Source organism: Microbacterium sp. KRD172 (assembly GCF_017168295.1).
GTDB lineage: Bacteria > Actinomycetota > Actinomycetes > Actinomycetales > Microbacteriaceae > Microbacterium > Microbacterium profundi.
This window is the reverse complement of sequence record NZ_JABFAS010000002.1, coordinates 849,421-872,960: the sequence shown is the minus strand read 5'-3', so window position 1 is coordinate 872,960 and position 23,540 is coordinate 849,421. Positions and strand designations below refer to the sequence as shown.

Annotated in this window: 20 protein-coding genes; 4 read left to right on the top strand and 16 right to left on the bottom strand. The window is 67.3% G+C overall.

Annotated features, from left to right (window positions below):
• Position 1: 1 nt before the first annotated feature.
• Entirely contained in the window at positions 2–1,618 is a 1,617-nt protein-coding gene (locus J1M43_RS04445) for an ABC transporter permease subunit (protein ID WP_033106039.1), read from the bottom strand.
• A 63-nt stretch (positions 1,619–1,681) separates the two neighbouring features.
• Positions 1,682–2,911, bottom strand: a complete 1,230-nt coding sequence (locus J1M43_RS04440; RefSeq protein WP_033106038.1) for a maltose ABC transporter substrate-binding protein — start codon at positions 2,909–2,911, stop codon at positions 1,682–1,684.
• A gap of 230 nt (positions 2,912–3,141) precedes the next feature.
• On the opposite strand from J1M43_RS04440, the gene J1M43_RS04435 reads away from it, so the two are divergent.
• Complete coding sequence (locus tag J1M43_RS04435; protein WP_033106037.1) at positions 3,142–3,630, top strand: YajQ family cyclic di-GMP-binding protein; 489 nt, start codon at positions 3,142–3,144, stop codon at positions 3,628–3,630.
• Here J1M43_RS04435 and J1M43_RS04430 read toward each other — a convergent pair.
• The 5 genes from J1M43_RS04430 to J1M43_RS04410 are packed head-to-tail and all read right to left on the bottom strand — an operon-like array spanning position 3,617 to position 8,596.
• Positions 3,617–4,675, bottom strand: a complete 1,059-nt coding sequence (locus tag J1M43_RS04430) for an alpha/beta hydrolase (RefSeq protein WP_206476022.1) — start codon at positions 4,673–4,675, stop codon at positions 3,617–3,619. The two genes, J1M43_RS04435 and J1M43_RS04430, sit on opposite strands and share 14 nt — an antisense overlap.
• A 58-nt stretch (positions 4,676–4,733) precedes the next feature.
• Positions 4,734–6,128, bottom strand: a complete 1,395-nt coding sequence (locus J1M43_RS04425) for an FAD-dependent oxidoreductase (protein WP_206476020.1) — start codon at positions 6,126–6,128, stop codon at positions 4,734–4,736.
• Between the two features lie 37 nt (positions 6,129–6,165).
• Positions 6,166–7,227, bottom strand: coding sequence for a polyprenyl synthetase family protein (locus J1M43_RS04420; RefSeq protein WP_033106033.1), 1,062 nt, complete (start codon positions 7,225–7,227; stop codon positions 6,166–6,168).
• Between the two features lie 20 nt (positions 7,228–7,247).
• Positions 7,248–7,961, bottom strand: a complete 714-nt coding sequence (locus J1M43_RS04415) for a ubiquinone/menaquinone biosynthesis methyltransferase (protein WP_206477319.1) — start codon at positions 7,959–7,961, stop codon at positions 7,248–7,250.
• A gap of 50 nt (positions 7,962–8,011) precedes the next feature.
• Positions 8,012–8,596: a hypothetical protein gene (locus tag J1M43_RS04410; protein ID WP_033106032.1), complete on the bottom strand. Its 585-nt coding sequence runs from the start codon at positions 8,594–8,596 to the stop codon at positions 8,012–8,014.
• Between the two features lie 42 nt (positions 8,597–8,638).
• Here J1M43_RS04410 and J1M43_RS04405 point away from each other — a divergent pair, with 42 nt between their 5' ends.
• Positions 8,639–9,925, top strand: coding sequence for an isochorismate synthase MenF (locus J1M43_RS04405; RefSeq protein ID WP_033106030.1), 1,287 nt, complete (start codon positions 8,639–8,641; stop codon positions 9,923–9,925).
• Positions 9,926–10,041: 116 nt separating this feature from the next.
• Here the strand turns inward: J1M43_RS04405 and J1M43_RS04400 are convergent, their stop codons facing one another.
• The 3 genes from J1M43_RS04400 to J1M43_RS04390 are packed head-to-tail and all read right to left on the bottom strand — an operon-like array spanning position 10,042 to position 12,929.
• Positions 10,042–10,896, bottom strand: a complete 855-nt coding sequence (locus tag J1M43_RS04400) for a polyphosphate kinase 2 family protein (protein WP_033106029.1) — start codon at positions 10,894–10,896, stop codon at positions 10,042–10,044.
• 18 nt (positions 10,897–10,914) lie between these two features.
• Positions 10,915–12,585: a 2-succinyl-5-enolpyruvyl-6-hydroxy-3-cyclohexene-1-carboxylic-acid synthase gene (gene menD, locus J1M43_RS04395; protein ID WP_206476018.1), complete on the bottom strand. Its 1,671-nt coding sequence runs from the start codon at positions 12,583–12,585 to the stop codon at positions 10,915–10,917.
• On the bottom strand, positions 12,582–12,929 hold the full coding sequence (locus tag J1M43_RS04390; protein WP_033106027.1) for a PLD nuclease N-terminal domain-containing protein: 348 nt from the start codon (positions 12,927–12,929) through the stop codon (positions 12,582–12,584). Before J1M43_RS04390 ends, menD begins: the two co-directional genes overlap by 4 nt.
• Positions 12,930–13,002: 73 nt before the next feature.
• Here J1M43_RS04390 and J1M43_RS04385 point away from each other — a divergent pair, with 73 nt between their 5' ends.
• On the top strand, positions 13,003–13,719 hold the full coding sequence (locus J1M43_RS04385; protein ID WP_206476016.1) for a 4'-phosphopantetheinyl transferase superfamily protein: 717 nt from the start codon (positions 13,003–13,005) through the stop codon (positions 13,717–13,719).
• On the opposite strand, the gene J1M43_RS04380 is transcribed toward J1M43_RS04385, so the two are convergent.
• From J1M43_RS04380 to J1M43_RS04365, 4 genes are all read right to left on the bottom strand, one after another.
• The gene (locus tag J1M43_RS04380) at positions 13,622–14,938 is read right to left on the bottom strand and encodes a M1 family metallopeptidase (protein WP_033106026.1); all 1,317 of its coding nucleotides are present in this window, start codon (positions 14,936–14,938) and stop codon (positions 13,622–13,624) included. The two genes, J1M43_RS04385 and J1M43_RS04380, sit on opposite strands and share 98 nt — an antisense overlap.
• Entirely contained in the window at positions 14,935–18,864 is a 3,930-nt protein-coding gene (locus J1M43_RS04375) for a Pls/PosA family non-ribosomal peptide synthetase (protein ID WP_206476014.1), read from the bottom strand. Before J1M43_RS04375 ends, J1M43_RS04380 begins: the two co-directional genes overlap by 4 nt.
• Before the next feature lie 8 nt (positions 18,865–18,872).
• Positions 18,873–19,589 carry a hypothetical protein gene (locus J1M43_RS04370; RefSeq protein WP_206476012.1) on the bottom strand — a complete coding sequence of 239 codons (717 nt, stop codon included), beginning with the start codon at positions 19,587–19,589 and terminating at the stop codon, positions 18,873–18,875.
• 213 nt (positions 19,590–19,802) lie between these two features.
• Positions 19,803–20,777, bottom strand: a complete 975-nt coding sequence (locus J1M43_RS04365) for a YafY family protein (protein ID WP_033106024.1) — start codon at positions 20,775–20,777, stop codon at positions 19,803–19,805.
• Positions 20,778–20,885: 108 nt separating this feature from the next.
• Between J1M43_RS04365 and J1M43_RS04360 the strand changes: the two genes are divergently transcribed.
• The gene (locus J1M43_RS04360; protein WP_052166876.1) at positions 20,886–21,836 is read left to right on the top strand and encodes an alpha/beta fold hydrolase; all 951 of its coding nucleotides are present in this window, start codon (positions 20,886–20,888) and stop codon (positions 21,834–21,836) included.
• Between the two features lie 89 nt (positions 21,837–21,925).
• Here J1M43_RS04360 and J1M43_RS04355 read toward each other — a convergent pair whose 3' ends face one another.
• Positions 21,926–22,315 (bottom strand): VOC family protein, encoded by a 390-nt coding sequence (locus J1M43_RS04355; RefSeq protein WP_206476010.1) that lies wholly within the window; start codon positions 22,313–22,315, stop codon positions 21,926–21,928.
• Positions 22,316–23,105: 790 nt separating this feature from the next.
• Entirely contained in the window at positions 23,106–23,528 is a 423-nt protein-coding gene (locus tag J1M43_RS04350; RefSeq protein WP_206476008.1) for an arsenate reductase ArsC, read from the bottom strand.
• Positions 23,529–23,540: the final 12 nt, after the last annotated feature.

The window sequence follows — 23,540 nt, the reverse complement described above, 5'->3', positions numbered from 1 at the left end:
CTCAGTTCAACTCCTCGAGAGCCTTGGTCTTGCGGAAGCTGATGATCGAGATCGCCGCGACCACGATGAAGATCAGGATCGTGAACGCGGAGGCGAGCCCGTAGTCACGGGTCTGACCGGTGAAGGCCACCTTGTACACCATCGAGATCAGGATGTCGGTGTGCCCGACCGGAATCGACACATCGGCGAAACGCGGACCACCACCGGTGAGCATGTAGATGAGGTTGAAGTTGTTGAAGTTGAACGCGAACGACGAGATCAGCAGCGGCGCCACGGTCACGAGCAGCAGCGGCAGCTTGATCTGACGGAAGACCTGCCATGGGTTGGCGCCGTCCATGACGCCGGCTTCGTTCACCTCTTCCGGGATGCCCTGCAGCGCCCCCATGCAGACGAGGAACATGTACGGGAACCCGAGCCACAGGTTCACGATCAGCACCGACACCTTCGCCAGTACGGGGTCGGTGAGCCAGGGTATGGATGCTCCGCCGAAGACCACCTGGTTGAGGAAGCCGAAGCTCTCGTTCATCATCCCGGCCCACACCAGCGCCGACAGGAATGCAGGGAACGCGTACGGAAGGATGAGCAGGATGCGGTAGCCGTTGCGGAAGCGCATCCTGGTGTTGTTGAAGACGATGGCGAGAAGCAGGCCGAGGAAGAACGTCGTCGCGACCGAGATCAGAGCGAACGCGAACGTCCAGATCGTCACGGAGATGAGGGGCCCGCGGATCGAGCTGTCAGTGACCGCACGCACGAAGTTGTCGAAGCCGACCGTGATCTGCCAGCCGGGCAGCAGCTGCTCGCCGTCCTCGGCGGTGAAGGCACCGGTGCCGTTGTCGCTGTAGACGGTGCCGGAGCGCACGTCGGTCATGGTTCCTGCTGGTTCGTCGTACTCGAGCGTCGAGACGTAGAGGAAGCCGCTCTGGCCATCCGGTGTGCGGATCGCGCCGTCGTTGGGGTCGTCGCTGAAGTCGACAGACAGCTTCTCGACCTCGCTCGAGCGTGCGATCACCTGTGCGAAGCTCAGCGATTCCCAGCCCTCGATCGAGACCGCTCGGTCGCCGTCCATCTCGGCGCCGTCGACCTCCTGCAGCGGCTGCTCGACCGTGCCGACCGAGACGTCGCCGTCTTCGGGGTCGGTGACGAGGAGCCCGAGCGTGCCGAACTGCTCGACCACGGTGACGGGGAAGGTCGGCGAATCCTCGACGCGTTCCTGAGCGGACGCCATGAGGGCGGAGACCGCCTGATCCTTGCTGCCGTTGTGACCGGTGCCGTAGTTGGTGAAGCCGATGTAGCCCGTGTAGAGGAGCGTGAAGACCTGAAAGAGGATGAGGAAGATGATGCCGGGTGTGAGGTACTTCGCCGCGACGCGCTTGCGCGAGAAGTAGATGTAGTTGACCAGGATCGCCACCGCGACCACCAGGGCGAGCACGACCCATTCCTGGTGTGTGAAGAGCACGAAGGCCGCGTACAGCGCGACGGCGTCGACGACCGCGAGCAGCAGGATCTTCAGCAGCATCCATCCGATCCGCTGCGAAGCGGCCTCGGCGATGCTCGCCGCCTGCCGCTGCCGCCTGGTCGGCGGTTTCTGCGGCTCTGTGGTGGTGGTCGTATCCGTCATCTCTCGCCCATCGTCGTTCTGCCGGGGTGAGGCGTGCGCCTCACCCCGGCAGAAGGAACAGTGTTACTTGATCGCTGCCGTCACGTCTTCGACGAGCTTCTGCCACGTCGCGGCAGGATCCGCACCGTTGATGGCAGCCGCCTCGGCGACGCCCCAGAACTCCCAGACGGACCCCATCGCTGGGATGGCCGGCATCGGGACGGCGTCTGCGCCGACGGTCTTGAACCCGTCGATGATCGGATCCGCTGCTGCGGTCTCGGCTGCCGAGGTGAGGGCGGGGAGGATGTTGCCGGACTCGAACAGGGCGAGCTGGACGTCCTCAGTGCCAAGGTAGTTCACCAGGAAGTCGTTCGCGGCGACCTTGTTCTCGGACTCGCTGCTCACGAAGAAGCCCTTGACGCCGGCGAACGGCGAGGCCGCCTCACCGGTGGGGCTGGGGATCGGGTCGATCGCGACGTTGACGCCTGCGTCGACGGCGGCGCCGACATTCCACGGGCCGGTCAGCCAGAATGCGGCCTTGCCGTCGATGAACTGCTGCTTCGCGATCTCGCCGTCGATGTCGGTGTTCAGCGTGCCTGCGGCACCCTGCGCGCCGAGCCAGCTGGCGAATGCGGTGCCACCGTCGCTGCCGAGCTGCAAGTCGGTGGAGTCGTACGATCCGCTGTCGTCTGTGCCGAACACCGGTGCGCCGAACGCGGTCTGGAACGGGTACAGGTGGTAGGGGTTGCCCTCGACGCCCTGCTCGACGACGAACGGCTGGGCGAGGCCGGCGGCCTGGCCCTTGGCGATCATGTCGTCGAAGCCGGTCGCGGCCTCGGGGATCAGGTCGGCGTTGCGCAGCACGGCGATGTTCTCGACCGCGTACGGAAGCATGTAGACGGTGCCGTCGTAGGTCGCGGCCTGCAGAGCGACGGGCAGGTAGTCCTCGGCGCTGTCGCCGAGCTCGAGCGGTGCGACGACGCCGTTGGTGGACAGCTCGCCCAGCCAGTCGTGCGCACCCATCGTGATGTCGGGGCCCTTGCCGGTCGGGACCTGCTGGATGAAATCGTCCTTGATCGTGTCGACGTCCTTCGCCACGACCTCGACCTTGACGCCGGTCTTGTCCTCGTACGCGTCTGCCGCTCCCTTGAGAGCGTCGACGCGCTCGGCATCGACCCAGACGACGAGCGAACCCGCGTCGCCTTCGGCGTCTGCGGAGTCGTCAGTGGCGCCGGTGGCGCAACCTGCCAGCGTCAGCGTCGAAACGACGGCAATCGCGCCGAACGCGGCGATGCCCCTCATGTTCACCTTCATTGGTGTGTGCCTCTCTCAGTGCGTGATCGACCGGCACTGCCGATGGATGCACCGGTGCAGGCCGTTCGCGCCTGCAAACCTGCAAGCGCTTACAGTATGCATCGAATCACCCCAAGGATGCAACGCCTGAGTGCGCTGATATCAAGCCGTGATACTCGAGGGCCGATGCTGGCCTTCGTGGAAGCGCTTCCAAGATCGACGGTGAGATGCCGCATCGGTAGACTGATCCCATGGCAGACTCATCGTTCGACATCGTCAGCAAGGTCGACCACCAGGAGGCGGAGAACGCCCTGAACCAGGCGCGCAAGGAGATCGAGCAGCGCTACGACTTCAAGGGCACCGGCGCCTCGGTCGAATGGAGCGGCGAGTCCGTCCTGATCAAGGCGAACACCGAGGAGCGGGCGAAGGCCGTGCTCGATGTGTTCCAGTCGAAGCTCATCAAGCGCGGCATCTCACTGAAGAGCCTCGAATCGGGCGATCCGTTCGCCAGCGGCAAGGAGTACCGCATCGCCTCCACGCTCAAGGACGGCATCTCCTCCGAGAACGCGAAGAAGATCAGCAAGATCATCCGCGACGAGGGCCCCAAGAGCGTGAAGAGTCAGATCCAGGGTGATGAGCTGCGTGTGCAGTCCAAGAGCCGTGACGATCTGCAGGCGGTCATCGCGCTGCTGAAGGGTTCTGACCTCGACGTCGATCTGCAGTACATCAACTTCCGCTAGATCGAGCCCACCCGGTGACCCATCGCTCCAGCCGCGCGTAGGCATCGTCTCGCGCAGCCTTGCGCGAGAGGAACACGTCATGAAGAGCGCCGTCGATGCGTTCGATGGTCACCGATGAGCCGAGTCTGAGAGCTCGCCGGGCGATGTCGTCGACGACCAGCACCGAGTCGGCCGAGGTGAGCTCCTCCGACCAGCGGGACGGCATCACCGAGCGCGCCGAGAGCAGCACGCACACCGGCGACTGGATCGAGAGGCCGTCGCCGACCGCGCGGTGACCCCGCAGGATCGCGTGCAGCCAGCCGGCGTGCACCGGCATCGAAGGCACCGGCCGCCAGGCCGGATTCGTCTCGAACGCATCATCCGGATCCGCGGACTCAGCCTGCGCCCTGGCGTAGAAGCCCAGATCGATCTGCGGCGCGACGTCGAGGGGCCGCAACCGCGCCTGCAGCTCGACCACCGGTGCGAGCGCGGCGCGCAGCGGAGCGAGCTGGAACTCCAGCCACGGCGAGTTCAGGATGACGGCGGATGCGGCATCCGGATGCCGAGATGCCCACAGGCTCAGCACGAGCCCGCCCGTCGAGTGGCCCATGAGCACCAGACGACGCGGACCGCGCGAGGTATCCGCATCCTGCGCGATCACCTCGAGCGCCGCGGCGATGTCCTCATCGTAGGTCGCGAGGTCGGCGATGTATCCGGGCGTCTGGCCGTCGCGGAGGCTGCGACCGTACTTGCGCAGATCGAGCGCGAAGAACCGCGCGCCGCGTGACGTCCAGAAACGTGCCAGACGCTTCTGGAAGAAGTAGTCCGACCACCCGTGCACGTACAGCACATCGACGCCGTCGAGCAGGGGCGCGGCTTCGGCCGGTGCGGGCAGGCCGCGAAGACTGCGCACCGCCCGCTCCCATCGCCCCATCCGATGCGCGTCGTTGGCGGTCGGCAGCGCTCGCACGAGGGTCGCGACGACAGCACCCTCGTCATCGTCGCCGAGCGGAAGCGTGCGCTGCGCGAACTCGTCGCCCAGCACGTCCGGCACCCATTCGGTCATGCAAGCCACCATACTCAGTGGCTCGTGACGACCTCGGCGCCGTGGGGCGCAGAGAGCCTCACTCGCCGCGCGAGATCCGCACCATCTCGTCGCGCGGAACGACCTTCACACGCGCACGCTCGTGCGGCGCGCCGAGGGCGACCTCGTACTGGTCGAGTCGATGCCAGCCCTCGAGGTCCGTCCACTTGACGCCGCGTGACTCGAGCAGTGCGGGGATCGCCGCCTCTGACGGGTCCTCCGGCTGCCACCACGCACCCTGGTCGTTGACGAGGTGCTGCACGGTCTCCATGGCGTCGGATTTGGTGTGGCCGATGAGCCCCACCGGTCCGCGCTTGATCCAGCCGGTGGCGTACACGCCGGGCACCCGCTGGTTCGAGTCCTTCGCGAGCACCTGACCCTCGTGGTTCGGGATGACGCCGTGGCGCTTGTCGAACGGCACGTCCTTGAGCGGGGAGCCGAAGTAGCCGACCGCACGATAGAGCTGGCCGATCGCGATCTCGCGCAGTTCGCCGGTGCTTCGCAGCCCGCCGGAGCCGTCCGGCTCGGTGCGCTCGTAGACGATCGCTGCGACCTTGCCCTCGGCATCCGTCCTGATCTCGACGGGCTTGGCCCAGAAGTGCAGGTGCAGGCGGCGGGATGCTCGCCCTTCGACAGGCTCAGGGTTCGAAGAATAATTGTTCACGGAAGGACGCGTGCGCCACTGCTGCAGCACCCGATCGATGACCTTGACCTGCTTGTTGCTGGAGATCGCCGCGAGCGACGCCTCGTCGTAATCGAAGTCCTCGTCGTAGACGACCGTGTCGACGTCGCGCAGCTCGCCGAGTTCGCGCAGCTCGAGGGGGGTGAACTTCACCTGCGCCGGTCCGCGGCGGCCGAACACGTGCACGTCGGTGACCTTCGAGGCCTCGAGCCCTGCGTGGACGTTGTCGGAGATCTCAGTCGGGAGCAGGTCCTCCGCATGCTTGGCGAGGATGCGGGCGACGTCGAGTGCGACGTTGCCGTTGCCGAGGACGGCGACGGATTCGGCATCCAGCGTCCAATCGCGCGGCACGTCGGGGTGACCGTCGAACCAGCTCACGAAGTCGGCGGCTCCGAACGATCCGCGGGCGTCGATCCCCGGGATGTCGAGCTTCGTGTCGCGGATGGCGCCGGTGGCGAAGATCACCGCGTTGTAGTGCTTCTTGAGGTCGGCGAGCGTGATGTCGTCACCGAAGTGCACGTTGCCGAAGATGCGGATGTCGCCGCGATCGAGCACGTCGCGGAGGGCGTTGATGACGCCCTTGATGCGCGGGTGGTCGGGGGCGACGCCGTAGCGGACGAGACCGTAGGGCGCAGGCAGCCGCTCGAACAGGTCGATCGACACGTCGAAGGAGCGCTCGGTCTTCAGCAGGATGTCGGCGGCGTAGATGCCTGCGGGGCCCGCCCCGACGATGGCCAGGCGAAGCTTGGTCATGAGTGTCCTTTCGGATGCTGCGGCGATCGATTCACGATCAGCTGCTGCGGTCAGCGAGTGATTCTGCGAAGCGGGTCAGCGCTTCGCGCACGGTGCCCTTGGGCAGCGGTGCCAGTGCGTCGATGGCGTCGCGCGTCCAGGTGCGCGCGAGCTCGAGAGTCTTCTGCGTCACGGCGTGGTCGCGGAGCTCTGCCAACGGCTGGTCGAGGATCGCGGGGTCGGCACCGTCGGCGATGAGGGCGACGCCCTCGTCGATCTGCACCGCGAGGGCAGCGGATGCGGCATCCGTCTCGGCCTTGAGCAGCAGGTACGGCATGGTCGGCACTCCGGCGCGAAGGTCGGTACCAGGGACCTTTCCGGTCTCCTCCGGCTTGGCTGACAGATCGATCACGTCGTCCAGCAACTGGAAGGCGACGCCGACCTTCTCGCCGTAGAGGCGAAGCGGCTCCACGAACTCGGCCGGAGCGTTCGAGAAGATCGCCCCGCCCTGGGTGGCCGCGGCGATCAGGGAACCGGTCTTGTCGGCGAGCACCTGGATGTAGAACTCGATCGGGTCATCGCCCGGCTGTGCGCCGACGGTCTCGTGGAGCTGCCCCATCACCAGGCGCTCGAACGTGTCGGCCTGCAGACGGATCGCACGATCGCCATAGCGCGACATCAGCTGACTCGCACGCGAGAACAGGATGTCACCGGTGAGGATGGCGACGCTGTTGCCCCACACTGCATGGGCCGCCGGGACTCCGCGTCGGCGGTCGGCACCATCCATGACATCGTCGTGGTAGAGCGAGCCGAGGTGCGTCATCTCCAGCGCCTTGGCGATGTCGATCACGGCGGGGATGTTGCCTTCGCCCAGCTGCGCGGTGAGCAGCGTGAGCACCGGACGGATGCGCTTGCCTCCCGCTTCGTAGAGGTACCGGCTCGCGGCATCCGCCACGGAGTCGGCTACGCGCAGGTCTTCGGCAAGGCCGTTCTCGACGAGGTCGAGCCCCAGTTCGATCTGGTCGGCCACACGGCGGGCGGCGCGACCGATGAATACGCGGTCGCTGAAGCCGAGACGGCTCGCGAGTCGCGAACCCGGGGCGGCAGGGCTCGAAGTCACGGTTCCACCCTACCTGGGGCTCACGCCTTCTTCGGCTTGGAGGTCTTGGTCGATCCGGGGGCCTTCGCCTGCGTGGTCGCCGGCTTTCTCGCACGGTGCAGCGCGACGATGCCGAACGAGAGGTTGCGGTAGGCGACGTTCGTCCAACCGGCCTCCCGAATCCAGGCCGAAAGCTGCTTCTGGTCCGGCCAGTGCATGATCGACTCGTTCAGGTAGTCGTACGCATCTGCATTCGTGCCGGCCACTCGAGCGACCCTTGGCAGCACCTGCGCGTTGTAGAAGCGGTAGAGGCCACGGAACGCCTTGCCCGGAGGCGTCGAGAACTCGTTGATGACGAGGCGTCCACCGGGCTTCGTGACGCGCAGCAGTTCGGCGAGCGCCTTCTTCGGCTGCTGCACATTGCGCAGTCCGTACGACATGGTCACGGCGTCGAACTCGTGGTCGGCGAACGGCAGATTCATGGCGTCGGCCTCGACGAACGACAGATTCGGCAGATGGCCGTGGCGACGCTTCCCCTCGGCCAGCATGCCGGGCGAGAAGTCTGCGGCGACGACGTCGGCTCCGCTCATCGCGAGGGATGCGGATGAGGATGCCGTACCTGCGGCGAGATCGAGGATCCGCTCGCCGCGCTTCGGAGCGACCGCCCGGGTCGTCGCCGCGCGCCAGAACGCGTCGTTGCCGAACGTCATCACGGTGTTCGTGCGGTCGTAGCCTGCGGCGACCTGGTCGAACATGCCGCTGACGCGCTGGGGATCCTTGCCGAGGTCGGCGCGCTTGGACTGAGTCACTTGTCCAGTCTAGGTCGGTCGAGGTGCAGTGCTTCCAGGCGGTCGAGCCATACGTCGGCAGTCGCGTCGTCGAATGGGGCGACCTGTGCCCGCACCCGCGCCTCGAGGTCGAGGGTGAGTTCTTCGAGGTGCGCCATGACGTCGGCCGGATAGCCGTATCGGATGCTGTGCTCGGCCCATTCGTCCCGGTCGTCGACCCATGTGCCGCTCGGACCTTCGGCAGGGTCCCGATCCCGCTCGAGGCGGATGACATCGAGATCCATGTCTATGCCGGTGGCGAGCAGCGGATCGTTCGACCAGTGGATGTCCCAGCCCAGGTCGATGTAGACGCGCATGCCGAAGGGGTGGTCGCGGTTCACGGTGAGAGCGAAGTCGCCCGATGCCGGGACGAGGGTGACGTTCGGCGCTTCGGCATGGAACTGCGCACCGGGGCGGATGCTGTGCCATCCGATCGGCTGGCCGATCCAGTCACCCCGATCATCTGCTCCCAGATACACGCACTCGTGCCGCCAGTGCGTCTGACCGTCCCACTTGCGCCATTGGAAGATCATCTCGGCACCGGGTTCGGGTCGCGCGCTCATGCGTTCACTCTATGCACCGGATCGGACAACTATTCTGGAACGGTGAGCAGAAGCCTGGTCGTGCAGACCCGTGAGATCGATCCGGTGGAAGACCTTCTGGCGTATGCCCACCCCTCTGCTCCCCTGGCCTGGCTCCGTCGCGGCGACGGCATCGTCGCCGCCGGCGACGCGATGCCGACCTTCATCCGCATCCCGGCGGGAACGGCATCCATGCGTTCGGCGATGATGGCCGACGCCTGGCGCGATCTGGCTGCCGCGGCGGAGATCGACGACCCGATGAGCCTCCCCGGTACCGGGCTGGTCGGCTTCGGTGCGCTGACCTTCGATGAGGACTCCGCCTCCGAAAGCGTCCTCATCGTCCCCTCCGTCATCCTCGGCAAGCGCAAGGGCCGAGGATGGATCACGCGCATCGCGCCCGCGGGCGACGATCTGCCGCAGGATCGGCCGGATGCCACGCTCGAGCGTCGTCCCTACGGACCGCACTGGGCGGGCACTCTCGGCCCCGGGCAGCAGACTCCGAACGGCTATCAGGCGTCCATCCGCGCCGCGCTCGGCCTGATCGGCGCTGGCGAGATCAGCAAGGTCGTGCTCGCGCGCGATCTCGCGGGGACGGTGCCAGGCGGCAGCGACCTGCGCCGGCTCGTGAGAGAGCTGTCGGCGGGGTACCCCGACACGTGGACGTTCGCCGTCGACGGTCTGATCGGCGCGAGCCCCGAGACTCTCGTCACCGTGCAAGGTGGCACGGTGACCGCGCGCGTCTTGGCCGGGACGATCGGCCGTGGAGCGGATGCCGACGAGGACAATGCCGTGTCCGCATCGCTGTCGTCCAGCGTGAAAGACATCGACGAGCACGAGTACGCGGTGCAGAGCGTGCTGGTCTCGCTGCGCCCGCACACGAGGGCGCTGGCGTCGAGCGAGCAGCCGTTCCTGCTGAAGCTGCCGAACCTCTTCCATCTCGCCACCGATGTGGAGGGCGAGCTGTCCGACGGCGCATCCGCACTCGACCTGGTCGGGGCGCTGCACCCGACAGCCGCTGTCGCCGGCACCCCGACGAAGGCTGCGATCGCCGCGATCCGCGAACTCGAGCCCTTCGACCGCGGTCGCTACGCGGGCCCTGTGGGCTGGGTCGACGGCAACGGCAACGGCGAGTGGGCGATCGCGCTGCGCTGCGCGCAGTTCGAAGTCGGATCCCTGCGCGGTACGGACGAGGGCGAGACTCTCGGCGTCACGGCCTACGCTGGTGCGGGCATCGTGGCCGCGAGCGACCCCGAGACGGAGCTGCTCGAGACCAGGGTGAAGTTCCGGCCCTTGGTCGACGCCCTGGCCTGAGTCAGCTTGCCGTGAGGCTTCGTCTCGCTGCGCTCGCTCAACCCGTTTCGTCTCGCTGCGCTCGCTCAACGACCCGCACGAGGTCAGCTTGCCGCGAGGCTTCGTCCCGCACGAGGTCAGCTTGCCGCGAGGCGCTTCTTCTCCGCCTCGATGTCGAAGTCGGCGGTCGGCCATTGCGGGTCGATGTCCTCCAGCGCGGCCAGCAGCAGTTCCTGCACAGCCAACCGGGCATACCACTTGCTGTTCGCCGGCACGACGTGCCACGGAGCGACCTCGGTCGACGTGCGATCGAACACCGTCTGATAGGCCGCCATGTAGTCGGGCCAGCGGAGGCGCTCGTCGACGTCGCCCGGGTTGTACTTCCAGTATTTGTCCGGGCGCTCGAGGCGCTCCATCAGGCGCTCCTTCTGCTCCTCCGACGAGATGTGCAGCATCACCTTGACGATGCGGGTACCGGATGCCGCGACCCTGGACTCGAAATCATTGATCGCACCGAATCGGCGTTCGATCTCGTCCGCTGATGCGAGCTCGCGCACCTTTCCGATCAGCACGTCCTCGTAGTGCGACCGGTCGAAGACCCCGATGAAGCCCGGCTCCGGCAGACGCTGCTCGACGCGCCACAGGAAGTCGTGCGACAGCTCTTCGTCGGTCGGCGCCTTGAACGCCGTGAGCGCGATCCCCTGCGGATCGACGCCGCCGACCACGTGCCTGACGATCCCGCCCTTGCCTGCGGAGTCCATCGCCTGCAGCACCAGCAGCACCGAGTCGGTCGTGGTGCCCGCGCGGCTCTCCGCGTACAGCCGTTCCTGCAGCTCTCCCAGCGACTCGATGCCGGCGGCGAGGTCTGCCGTGCCGCTCTTCTTGTCGCCGTCATAGCCGGGATGGCTGTCAGGGTCGACGTCTGCCAGGCGGAATCCTTCGCCCACTCGCAGGATCTCGGATGCGTCGCCTGACCAGCCTCGTGTGCTCATGCGTACATCTTGCCCTGATCAGCGCGGCAGCGGCACCTCGATGAGCTGTCGGCCCCCGACGGGTGCCGTGAGTGCCTGGTTGAGCGCGGCGCGCGTCGTGATCCGCTGATAGGTCCAGCCGTATGCGAGCGCGAGCTGCTCAAGCTGCACGGTGTGCGGAGTGTAGAAGGCGCGGTCGAGGTCTTCGCGCGGTGCGGATGACGCGACCTCGAGCGCATCGAAGATCGTGCCACCGCCGTCGTTGCCGACGATGACCTGGATGCGCAGCTCCGTCTCGTCGGGCGGCATGAGCAGCGCACCGACGTCGTGCAGGAATGCAAGGTCACCCAGCAGCACCCTCGTCACACCGGCTGCGCCTTCGGCTTGACTGGCCAGAGCGATTCCCATGGCGGTGGAGATCGTGCCGTCGATGCCGGCCAGGCCGCGATTGGCGTGCACCGGCACCTTCTTACCGCCGAGCACCGCGTCTGCGACGCGCACCAACCGCGAGGATCCGAACATCAGGCGATCGTGCGGCCACGTCGCGCGCCACACGGCGTCGACGAGCAGTTCGCGATCGAGTGGACGCCGCACCGCCTCGAGTTCGGCGCGCACCGCGTTTCGGCGTTCGGCGAAGTCGGTCGATGCGAGTCCCTCCTGATCCGGCGCGGCTTCGCTGAGGTCGACGACGGATGCCGCGGATGCCTCCATCCACGCCCCCATCCAGGAACGATCGGCCTCGCCGGGGGCGACCGTGACGGATGCCGCCGCCACCGTGCGACCGTTCAGGTTCAGCTCCTCGCCACCGGAGCGGACCGCGACGACCTGGACGTCGTCGCGGCGCAGCAGCGAGGTGACCTCACGGCTGAGCGTGGGATGCCCGAGCACCACCGCGCGTTGGATACGGCCGCCGAGGATGTCGTCGCGGAGCATCTCGCGGTAGCCGTGGACGACGAAACGGCCGAAGCGTGCGCCGCTCACGATCTCGGCGATCAGCGGCCAGGTGCCGGCGTGGGCGATCTCCTCGGCCTCCGCTCCGGCATCCGCACCTGCGATCACGACGGTGCGCAGGCCCCTCGTCAGCAGGAAGGGTTCGCCCGAGTCCCGCTTCGGCGGTGGCCCAGGGATCACCGCGGACTCATCCCCCTGCCCGGCGGACAACGGCTCGCGCGAGGGGAGATTCAGGTGCACCGGCCCGGCGACGCCCGGCAGGGCGGAGGGCGCAGCATCCGCCCCCATCGCGGCGGTGACCGCCTTCTCACCGAGGCCGTCCCACGAGCCGTCACCGGGAACCGGCGCATCGAGCGACAGGCGGACGAACGGGTCGAACAGTCCCGGCTGGATCGTCGCCTGGTTCGCTCCGACGCCGCGCAGCTCAGGCGGGCGGTCGGCGGTGAGCAGCAGCAGCGGGACGCCGGAGTGGAACGCCTCCATGGCGGCAGGCAGCAGATTCGCCGCCGCGGTGCCGGATGTGCAGATGACGGCGGCGGGACCCCGGGTCTCGCGTGAGAGGCCGAGCGCGGTGAAACCGGCGACGCGTTCGTCGATGCGCACGTGCACGCGCACAGCGCCCTGCCTCGCGAGGCGGGTGGCTGCGAGCGCGAGTGCCTGCGATCGCGAGCCGGGCGCGATCACGATGTCGCGGACGCCGCGCGCGATGAGTTCAGCGAGGAGGGATGCCGCGGCATCCGACGCCGGCGACGCCGTCACGATCGCGGCTCAGCCGCCGGAGGGTCTGTCTCGTCGTCCAGGCGGGCGAGTTCCTCTTCGAGGCGGCGGATGCGCTCGTCCTGCTCTGTCTTGCCGAGGCTGCGCAGGAACTCCGGGTCATCGTCCGGCGCGGTCTGGTGAATGCTCTCCTGGTCGCGGCGGCGCCGACGCCCGAGGGCGAACCAGAGGATTCCGCCGAGCACGGGGATGAGCACCACGATGGCGATCCAGGCGGCCTTCGACGCGCCACGGTGCCGCGTCGCCGGCTGCACTGCGCAATCGACGATGCTGAACACCCAGAAGACGAGGGCCAGAAAACCCCCGACGATCAATAGTCTCGCCACAGGTCCAGTCTAGGCGGGTTAACCGCTGGTGGATTCCTGACTCGGGGCGCTCGGGGCGGCCTACGCTGAAGGCGTGAAGATCGAGGAGGCCGCTCTGGGTCCGGTGCGGATCGCCTGGACCTCCGCGGTGGACGACGCCGACCTTCTCGGCGCCGTGCGTGTGCTGGGGCCGTCGCAGAGGATCCGCCACGACAGCATGGATGCCGTGCGGGCGCGCCGATTCGCCACCGGGCGACGACTCCTCTCCGCGCTCGTGCACGGGCCGTCGGCCGGGGCCGTTCGAATCGAGAGCGTGTGCGACCGATGCGGAGGCGACCATGGCCGCCCCCGCATCGAGGGAGCGCCGTTCGCCGTGAGCCTCAGCTACGCCGGCGACATGGTCGTCGCCGCCGCCGTGGGTCTGGATGCGGCATCGGCCGTCGGCATCGACATCGAGCGCCGCACGTCGGATGTCGACTCGCCGATGCGCGAACTCACGCACCTGTTCGCACCGCACGAGCCGCCAGGGCTGCGCGAGTGGACCGAGATCGAGGCCGCCGTCAAGGCAGATGGGCGGGGGCTGCGCGTACCGCCTGCGGACGTCGCATTCGGCGAGCGCTCCCCGATGCTCCCTGGCGGTCGGGTCGTCCACGTTCCCGGTCGGCTCGAGCGCATGGAGGTCGCTCCTGCGCCGGGCCCTCCGGATCACATCGTCAGCGTCGCGGTCGTCGCTGCTGCGAGCGAGGCAGCGCCGGAAGCGGTGCGGCATCCAACCACGCATGGAACAGCTCCGCGAGCGGCGCCCCGGTGATCTCCTCCGCAAGCGCGATGAAGTCGCCCGTCGTCGCGGTCGTCCAGCGGAAGCGCTCGGCCCACGTGCGCAGCAACCGGAAGAACGACTCGTCTCCGACGGTCAGCCGCACGGCGTGGAGGGTGAGCGCGCCGCGCTTGTAGATCCGGTCGTCGAACATCAGATCGGGACCGGGCTCGCCGAGGATGATGTCCTGGTCGAGGCTCGCGAGGCGCCGGTGATGCGCCACGGCCTCGTCGTGCGTGCTGGCACCGCCGGAACGCTCGGACCAGATCCACTCCGCGTAGCAGGCGAACCCCTCGTTCAGCCAGATGTCGCGCCACTGCGCGAGGCCGACGCTGTTGCCGAACCACTGGTGCGCGAGCTCGTGGGCGACCAGTCGCTCCGAACCGCCTTCGCCGTCGGCGTGGTTCGCCCCGAAGATGCCGACACCCTGTGCTTCGAGCGGGATCTCCAGTTCGTCCTCGGTGACGACGACACGGTAGTCGGGGAGCGGATAGCCGCCGAACGTCTCCTCGAACACCCTCATCATCTCCGGCAGGTCGGCGAAATCCGCCAGGACCCGGCTCTCCAGCGCCCGCGGGTAATGGAGTTCCCCCACGACACCCGCGAATTCGAGCGGCGTGGCGACGTATCGGCCGATCTGCACGGTCGCCAGATATGTGGCCGTGGGGATGTCGCGATCGAAGATCCACGTCGTCCTGCCGCCGCGGGTCGAGCGCGAGGTGGTACCGCCCGCAACCACCGTGTACGCGGAATCGGTGGTGAACGTCAGCCGGTAGGTCGCCTTGTCGGACGGGAGATCGTTGCACGGGAACCAGGTCGGCGCCCCCGTCGGCTGCGAGGCGATGATCACGCCGTCCTCCAGCTCTTCCCAGCCGATCGTCCCCCACCGGGACCGGCGCGGTCGCGGAGCACCCGCATAGGCGATGGTCACCGCGAATGCGTCTCCGGCGGCGAGCGGAGTGCCGAGGGAGACCCGGAGCTTCCGATCGCTCTGGCGGAACGGCACAGACTTGCCGGAACCGAGCCGCACACGAGAGGCGCGCAACCCGACGAGATCGAAGGACAGCGCGCTGGTCGCGGCGCGGACGTGCCCGCGCACGACCGCTGTGCCGCTGAGGCGGTTGGTCGTCACCTTGTAGTCGAGCTCGAGCTCGTAGTGGTCGACGCTGATGTTCGCGTCGCCGCTCTGCGCGACGTACGGGTCGCCGCTCACAGGTCGGCAGCCTGGTACGCGCGGACCTTGACCGCTCGCCACGGTCCGATCGGGTTCCCGCTCCAGCGGCTGCCGACCGGAACCGTCTCACCGCGCATCACCAGGGACGCGGGTCCGACGGTCGCGTCGGCGCCGATCGAGGCGGCCGGCAGGATCACGCTGTGCGGTCCGAGGGTCGCACCCGCTTCGAGTGTCACTGTGTCGGTGCTCATCACTCGATCATGGAACAGATGCGTCTGAACCACACATCCCCGGTTCACGGTCGCCCCGTCGCCGAGTGTGACGAGGTCGGGCTCCGGAAGCCAGTAGCTGTCGGTCCAGACGCCGCGGCCGACCTTGGCACCGAGTGAACGCAGCCACATCGCGAGGATCGGCGTGCCCGCTGCCGCATTCGCGAACCAGGGTGCGGCGAGCATTTCCGTGAAGGTGTCGGAGACCTCGGTGCGCCAGACGAAACTCGACCAGAGCGGGTGCTCGCCGGGACGGATGCGCCCGACGATGACCCACTTCGCGATCGTGCTGATCAACGCCGCGAGCAGGCCCGCGAGCATGATGGCGGCGCCGGAGAGCACCACGGTCGCCACCAGCCCCCATGTCCCGATCATCGCGGCGAGCGCGAACAGGACGGCGACGCCGAGAGCGCAGCTGACGACCACGGGAACGATGCGGCACAGCTCCCACAGGGCGCGGGCGACGCGAAGTGCGCCGCGCGGCCGGTACGTGCGCTCGAGGTCGGCGTCGTTGACCACGCGGCGCAGCCTCATCGCCGGCGACCCGAGCCACGATGATCCCGGCTTGGATTTCTCGGGCGCCACCGAGAGCACCGCGACCAGACCGTCGCGCGGCACCCGGTGACCGGGACCGGCCATGCCGGAGTTGCCCAGGAAGGCGCGCTTGCCGATGCGCGCACGATCGATGCGCATCCATCCGCCCTTGAGCTCGTAAGCCGCGACCATCGTGTCGTCGGCGAGGAACGCGCCGTCGTCGATGGTCGTCATGGACGGGATCAGCAGCACCGTGGACGCCTCGACCTCGCGGCCGACCTTGGCGCCCAGCATCCTCAGCCAGATCGGCGTGAACAGGCTCGAGTAGATCGGGAACAGGATCGTGCGGGCGGAGTCGAGGAGCCTCTCGGTCGACCAGGCCTGCCATGCGACGCGGCTGCGGACGGCGTGGATGCCCTCGTTCAGACCGATCGACAGCAGCCGGGTGAGCAGCACCACCAGCGCGGCAAGAGTGAGACCGGCTGCGAGCGTCGCAGGAACCAGCCATGCGGCGACGACAGGGAGGGCGGCGAGAAGGGATTCGGATCCCCGGATCGCCTGTGCGATCACGAGCACGCCGACGCCGTAGGCGATGAAGGGAAGCAGGGCGAGTCCCGCGGAGGAAAGGCCGTAGACCCAGAGCCATCTGCGCGGAGCGAGCGGACGCTCCGGCGCCAGCGGGCTGGATGTTCCCCCCACGCGCACCGCGGGAGAGCCCGCCCATCGCTGGCCGGCCCTGACGCGGCCGAACACCGCCGAACCAGGGGCGATCTCGGCATCGCGGCCGATCTTCGTACCGGGGGCAAGGGTGCTCCGCGCGCCGATCGTGGCACCGGCACCGATGCGGATGCCGCCGATGCGCACGGTGTCGCCGTCGATCCAGTACCCGGAGAGATCGACCTCGGGCTCGATCGCCGCGCCCTCGGCGACGACGAGCATGCCCGTCACCGGCGGCAGCGCGTGCAGATCGACGTTCGGTCCGATCTTGGCACCGAGAGCGCGTGCGTAGTAGGTGACCCACGGCGCTCCGGCAAGGCCCACCGGATCGATCTGGTGGGCGATCTGCTCGGCCAGCCAGAGGCGCAGATGCACCCCTCCACCACGCGGGTAGTCGCCCGGTCGCACTCCCGCGAGCAGCAGTCTGGACAGGCCCGCCGACACCGCCATCCGTCCGAACGGGATCACGAAGATCAGCAGACCGAAGACGATGACCCACCATGGGGCGTCCGGCAGGAACTCGAATCCCGGCACGAGCTGCAGGAGCCAGCTGCCGGTGAGCAGCCACAGCGTCCAGCGGATGCCGGTGAGGATGAACAGCGGCACACCCGCGACGCTCTGCACCCACTGCATGATCCTCGGCGTGGGATGCGCCGTGCTGAAGGTCGCGGCCGCGTCGTCCTCGTCGGAGGCCTCCTCTTCGACGGCATCCGCCATCTGCCTGAGCTTCGGCAGATCGTAGACGTCGGCCATGGTGAACTCGGGAGCGCGGACACGGATGCGGGAGACGAGCTGCGCGGCGGCGAGGGAGCCGCCGCCGAGCTGGAAGAAATCGGCCTTCTCGTCGGCGGGCCGGATGCCGAGCACGGCCAGCCACTGCTCGGCGAGCCACGCCGCGGTGCCCGACAGCGAGGAGTCCGAGCCGGTTGTGTCTTCGAGCGGCCAGGGCAGCGCGGCCTTGTCGACCTTGCCTGACGTGCGCACCGGGAGGTCATCCATCACTGCGAGCAGCGGGATCAGCGGCGCCGGCAGCGTCTCGGCGAGCTCGGCGCGGGCGGTCTGACGGTCGAAGCCCTCGGCGGGGACGACGTAGCCGACGAGCAGCGGCACGCCGCCTTCCGAGCGCTGCACGACCACGGTGGCGGCGGAGACGGCAGACAGCGCCTGCAGAGCCGATTCGACCTCGCCGAGTTCGATGCGGCGTCCGCCGACCTTCACCTGGTCGTCGGCACGGCCCTGGAACAGCAGACCTGCGGGATCGGCGCGCACGAGGTCGCCCGACCGATAGGCGCGCTCCCAGCCGAGCGACGGCATAGGCGCGTACTTCTCGGCGTCCTTGGCGGGGTCGAGGTATCGGGCGAGACCGACACCTCCGATGATCAGCTCGCCGACCTCGCCGTCTGCGACGCGGTTGCCGTCCGCATCCACGACGGCGAGGCTCCATCCGTCCAGCGGCAGTCCGATGCGCACGGGACCTTCGCCGTCGAGCAATGCAGCGCATGCCACGACCGTCGCCTCGGTCGGACCATAGGTGTTCCACACCTCGCGGCCCTCGGAGACGAGGCGAGCGACGAGTTCGGGCGGGCAGGCCTCTCCCCCGAAGATCAGGAGGCGGACGTTCTCGATGGCGTCCTGAGGCCACAGTGCGGCCAGCGTCGGAACAGTGGAGACCACGGTGATCCCGTGGCCGAGGAGCCAAGGCCCGAGGTCTTCTCCCGAACGGACGAGCGCGCGGGGCGCGGGGACGAGACAGGCACCGTAGCGCCACGCGAGCCACATCTCCTCGCACGACGCGTCGAACGCGACGGAGAGGCCCGCGAGCACCCGGTCACCCGGACCGAGCGGTGCATCCTGCAGGAAGAGGCGCGCCTCTGCGTCGACGAAGGCCGCCGCGGAGCGATGCGTGACGGCGACGCCCTTGGGCACACCGGTCGAGCCGGACGTGAAGATGATCCAGGCGTCGTCGTCGACCGTGGGCATGGGCGCGGTGCTGATCGCGCTCGAGCTCGGGTGAGGCGCGTCGCCGTCGAAGAGAGCTCTCGTCGTCTCAGATGCCGCGGACGCCCGCGGTTCGTAGACTCCTGCTCCGGTGATCACGCCGGCGACGCCGGCCTCTCCGAAGACGAGGTCCGCCCGCTCCTGAGGGTCGTCGGCGTCGACGGGCACGTAGGCGGCACCGGCGGCCATGATCCCGAGGATCGCGATGTAGAGCTCGCGGTCGCCAGACGGCATTCGCACGCCGACCCGGTCGCCCTTGTCCACGCCGTTCTCGCGAAGGCGTGCGGCGGTCTGCCAGACGAGCGCCAGCAATTCGGCGTAGCTCAGGGCGCCGTCGGCGTCTTCCAGTGCCGATGCCTGCGGATGCTGCTCGGCGGATGCTCGGAGGATGTCGATCAACGTACGCGAGGCGGTCGCGTCGCCGGAGTGGTCGAGATACTCCTGCATCGGCGGGTTCAAGCCGACAGAAGGGTGATCAGCTGCGCCTTGTTGAGCCGGGAGAATCCGGTGCGGCCCTCGGCGGCGGCGCGTGCGCGCAGCTGCACGACGGTGAGCGTCGACAGATCGGATGCTGCGGGTGCAGTGGTGGCCTTCGGTGCCGCGGTGCGCGCCGCAGCAGGCTTGGCGGCGGGCTTGGTTGCAGCAGCGGGCTTTGTCGCGGCCGGCTTGGTCGCAGGCTTCGCCGCGGCAGGCTTGGTCGCAGCGGGCTTCGAAGCGGCAGGCTTTGCCGCAGCGGGCTTTGACGCAGCAGGCTTTGTCGCGGCCGGCTTAGTCGCAGGCTTCTCCGCAGCGGGCTTGGAAACGGGCTTCACGACCGTCTCGGCCTTCTCCGTTTTTTCGGCCTTCTTTGCCTTCGCCGCCTTCTTCGCAGCCTCGGCTTGCAGCTTCTTAGCGGCCTCGGCCTTCGCTGCCAGCTTGCTCTCGATCTTGTCGGCGGTCTTCTCGATGCGATCGATCGCGGCGACCGCCTTCTTCTCGACCTTGCGCGGGCTGCGTTCGACCTTCTTCTTCTTCGCCTTCGAGACGTCCTTGGCGTCGTCTGCGAGGGCGCGGAGCTTCTTCGCGTCCTTCTTCGGGAGCGTCTTGCTCAGCCGCTTGGCGTCCTTCGCAGCCTCAGCCGCGGCATCCAATGCAGCGTTCGCCGACTTCACGGCCTTGGTGATCTTCGCCATCTTCACTCCCTCATTCCGCATGTCCGCCGCGGGATGACGGCGTACTGCATGCGGCGCACATCGTACAGGGGCAAGAAGAACGGTACGGAAACTGTCGCCACACGGGTTCGCCCTTTCATCGGCCTGACACAGCTTCGGCTCGACGTCGCCTCCTAGCCTGAGGATGACGCCCAACCCTCTACCTGGTCCGCGGCCGGGCGGCTTCCGTAGCAATCATGCGAGGCGCTCGCGGTCTGTGAGGTGAGTGGCGAGCCGCTCGATGGCGCGCGCGAGTTCGGGCGGCTCGACGACAGACACGGGAGCGGTGAGCGCTATCTCGGCGACCGTCATCGCGAGTCGTCCGAGATCTTCGCTGCAGATCTGGACGACGCAGTGTTCTGCGTGCTCCTCCCTCAGAGTGTGGTCAGTCCACCGAAGGACGCCCTCAATCTCTGCGAACGGTTTGTGAATGGCGAGCGTCGCATTGCGATCGCGGGCAGAGCGGCCGATCGAGCTCGCGACAAAATCGGCCGCGTCTCCACCGGGAATCGTGCGAGGCGTGAAATGACTGCCGACCGGTCGCGGCTCGTGGATCCGGTCGAGTCGGAATGTTCTCCAATCGCGACGGTCTCCGTCCCATGCCACGAGATACCATCGACGCCCGGCTGTGACGAGCTGATGCGGCTCGACATACCGCCTACTGCTCTCGCCCTGGCTTTGTCGGTACTCGAATCGCACGAGCTCATGGTCACGGCAAGCGGCGGCGAACACGCTCAGCGACTCAGGATGGATGACCGCGTCATTCGCTGTTCGCCGCAGTGATGCGACGCTCGAGTGCAGCGCGGATACGCGTCGACGGAGTCTGTGGGGCAGCAGGGCTTCGATCTTTGCCAGCGCGCGGAGCGACGTCTCCTCGATCCCGCTGACGGCGGCCTCCGCGCCGTAACGCAATCCGATCGCTACCGCGACGGCCTCCTCGTCGTCGAGTATTAGAGGCGGCACGTGCGCTCCGGTCGCGAGCCGGTAGCCGCCGTACCTTCCCGAGATGGAATCGATCGGGTAGCCGAGCTCGCGAAGGCGGTCGAGGTCTCTTCGCACCGTTCGTTCGGTCACCCCGAGCCGAGCCGCGAGTTCTGCACAGGGCCAGAAGCGATGGGTCTGCAGAAGGGACAGCAGTTGCAAGGCCCTGCCCGTGGAATCCGTTCGCATGATCTCAGCTTGCCGAGGATCTAGGACGTCCGGTGTCCAGAATGCCTCGTACGTTCTGAGCGCAGCCGATCCGCAACGCGATCTGGCACCCAACTCATAGGAGTATCCGTGAACCTGTCCGCCTTCCCCGACCCCACCCTCATCCCCGTAAACGGCATCGAACTCGAAGTGTTCGAGGCAGGACGAGACAACGCCGGAAACCCCATTGTGCTGTGCCACGGGTGGCCGGGGCATGCCTCGGTATGGCGCCATCAGGTGTCGGCCCTCGTCGCCGCGGGGTACCACGTCATCGTCCCGAACCAACGCGGCTACGGCAACTCTTCGCGGCCGGACGATGTGACGGCCTACGATATCGAGCACCTGTCAGGTGACCTCGCCGCGCTTCTCGATCACTACGGATACAGCAACGCCACCTTCGTCGGTCACGACTGGGGCGCGAACGTCGTCTGGGGTCTGGCCCTGTTGCATCCCGACCGTGTGGACAAGGTCATCAACTTGAGCCTGCCCTACCAGGAACGCGGGGAGACGCCGTGGATCGAGCTCATGGAAGCAGTGCTCGGCGGCGACTTCTACTTCGTCCACTTCAACCGTCAGCCTGGCGTCGCCGACGCCGTCTTCGATGAGTACACCTACCAGTTCCTTCGCAACCTGTACCGGAAGAACGAGCCTCCTCGCCAGCCCCAGCCCGGTATGGCGTTCATCGATCTCGCTCGAGCTGAAACGCCACTCGGTGACCCGGTGATGAGCGACGACGAACTCGCCGTTCTGGTCTCCGCGTTCGAAGCCTCCGGATTCACCGGCGGTGTGAACTGGTACAGAAACCTCGACCGCAACTGGCACTTGCTGGCCGACGTGGACCCGATCGTCCATCAGCCGACCCTCATGATCTACGGTGACCGAGACATGATTCGGAAATCTGAGACGCTTGCAGACTTTGTGCCCAACGCCGACGTCGTCACTCTCGAGTGTGGGCATTGGATCCAGCAGGAAAAGCCGGCCGAACTCAACCATGCGATCCTGAGCTGGCTGCAGCAACAGGACACCGCACGCCGCCGATAGACAACGTACAAGCCGCTTGTTGCGGCCCCGGCTCCGGGGCTGCAACAACACCTGCCTTCAAGAAGCAGTGCAGAGGTTCTCGGCGACAGTTAGAACTCGTCCGCGACGACCTCTGCTTTGAACCCCGCGGAGTTCTCAAGCCAGCCTGCATAGTGATCTGCTCCACCCGCGTGCGGATATCGATCGTGATACAACGGCTGCCACCCATGTGACGTGGCGGTTGCCATGATCGCATCCACGACGGCGGCCGTGCCGGCCTTGAACGCGAGATGATTCATGCCCGGAGCCCGCCGGTCATGCGTTGGCCCGCTCAGGTTCGGTGACGTCGTCAACGTGACGTAAGCGCCACCTGCCGCCCAGGACTCACCGTCCTCCCACTCGCTCTCCCGCGCAAATTTCAGCTCGCGAAGCAACCAGCCCCATTCAGCGAGCGCGGGGGCATCGACAATCCAGATCTCCACATGGTGTATTCCCGCCACGTCGCCAGTCTCGCAGTTCGACTACCGAGTCCGGAAGTCGGTGCTCAGGGGTATCGCAACACGAGGCGGGGATACTCGGCACGGTCCTGCCGTAAACGATCATTCTGGTGTGTTCAGCATCGGCACCTTAAGGTGTTCTCACTGCCCGCGAACAGAAAAGGTGCGATGCTCCGACGATCTGCCGCGCTTGTCTCGGCCGCCCTGCTTCTGGCTATCGGACTAGTGGCCTGCGGTGCGCGCGAGCCCGAATCCAGGCCACAACCCTCGGCGGCGTGGGACGGTGGCCGAATCGACGAGGTTGCCATCGAGCCTGAGCCAAGAATGTCTTTGACGATCTCTTCCGGCGGCAACGCCCAGTTGGCGAACATGCCGGAGGGCCAATGGGAGAGAACCGACTCGGGAATCTGCTGGGACGACACAGGGGGTCTGTATTCGGGCCCTGCAACTTGGAGCTGGTTCGCCGAGAGCGGCATCGAGGTGAAGTTCGAAGACTCCGCGGTGATCTTCTGGGCATGGCCCGGCAAGTTCGGGAGCTATGACTGGTCAGCGTTCAAGATGGTGAATTGTCGAGGCGACCGAACATGGGGGATGTCACTGACCTGCGGATCTGCAGGCACTGTGGACCTTACGCCATGCAAAGTCCCATCTGATTAGACGTCTGCCGAAAACGATCGTTTCCGGCAGGTGCGCAGCGCGTCGGGACGGAACGCTCCTGACGTGTCCCGCGGGACGGATCTGCCGTCAGGTCGCGTCACCCACGTGATCTCCGGGCCTCGCGCCCTGTCTGCTGTCAGTTCCGACCGGAAGGGACCAGTTCACCCACGAGCGTCTCGATGCGCGCCCTGATCTCATCGCGGATCGGGCGCACCGAGTCGATGCCCTGACCTGCCGGGTCGTCGAGTTCCCAGTCCTCGTAGCGCTTGCCGGGGAAGAACGGGCAGGCATCGCCGCAGCCCATCGTGATCACGACGTCAGAGGCCTGCACCGCTTCGGTGGTGAGCACCTTGGGGGCTTCGGCGGTGATGTCGATGCCAACTTCGGCCATCGCGTCGACCGCGACGGGGTTGATCTGGTCGGCAGGCATGGAGCCGGCGGAGCGCACCTCGATGCGGTCGCCAGCGATGTCGCGGAGGAATCCGGCGGCCATCTGCGAGCGGCCAGCGTTGTGGACGCAGACGAACAGGACGGAAGGCTTTGCAGTGGTGTCGGTCATAGTGACTCCAGG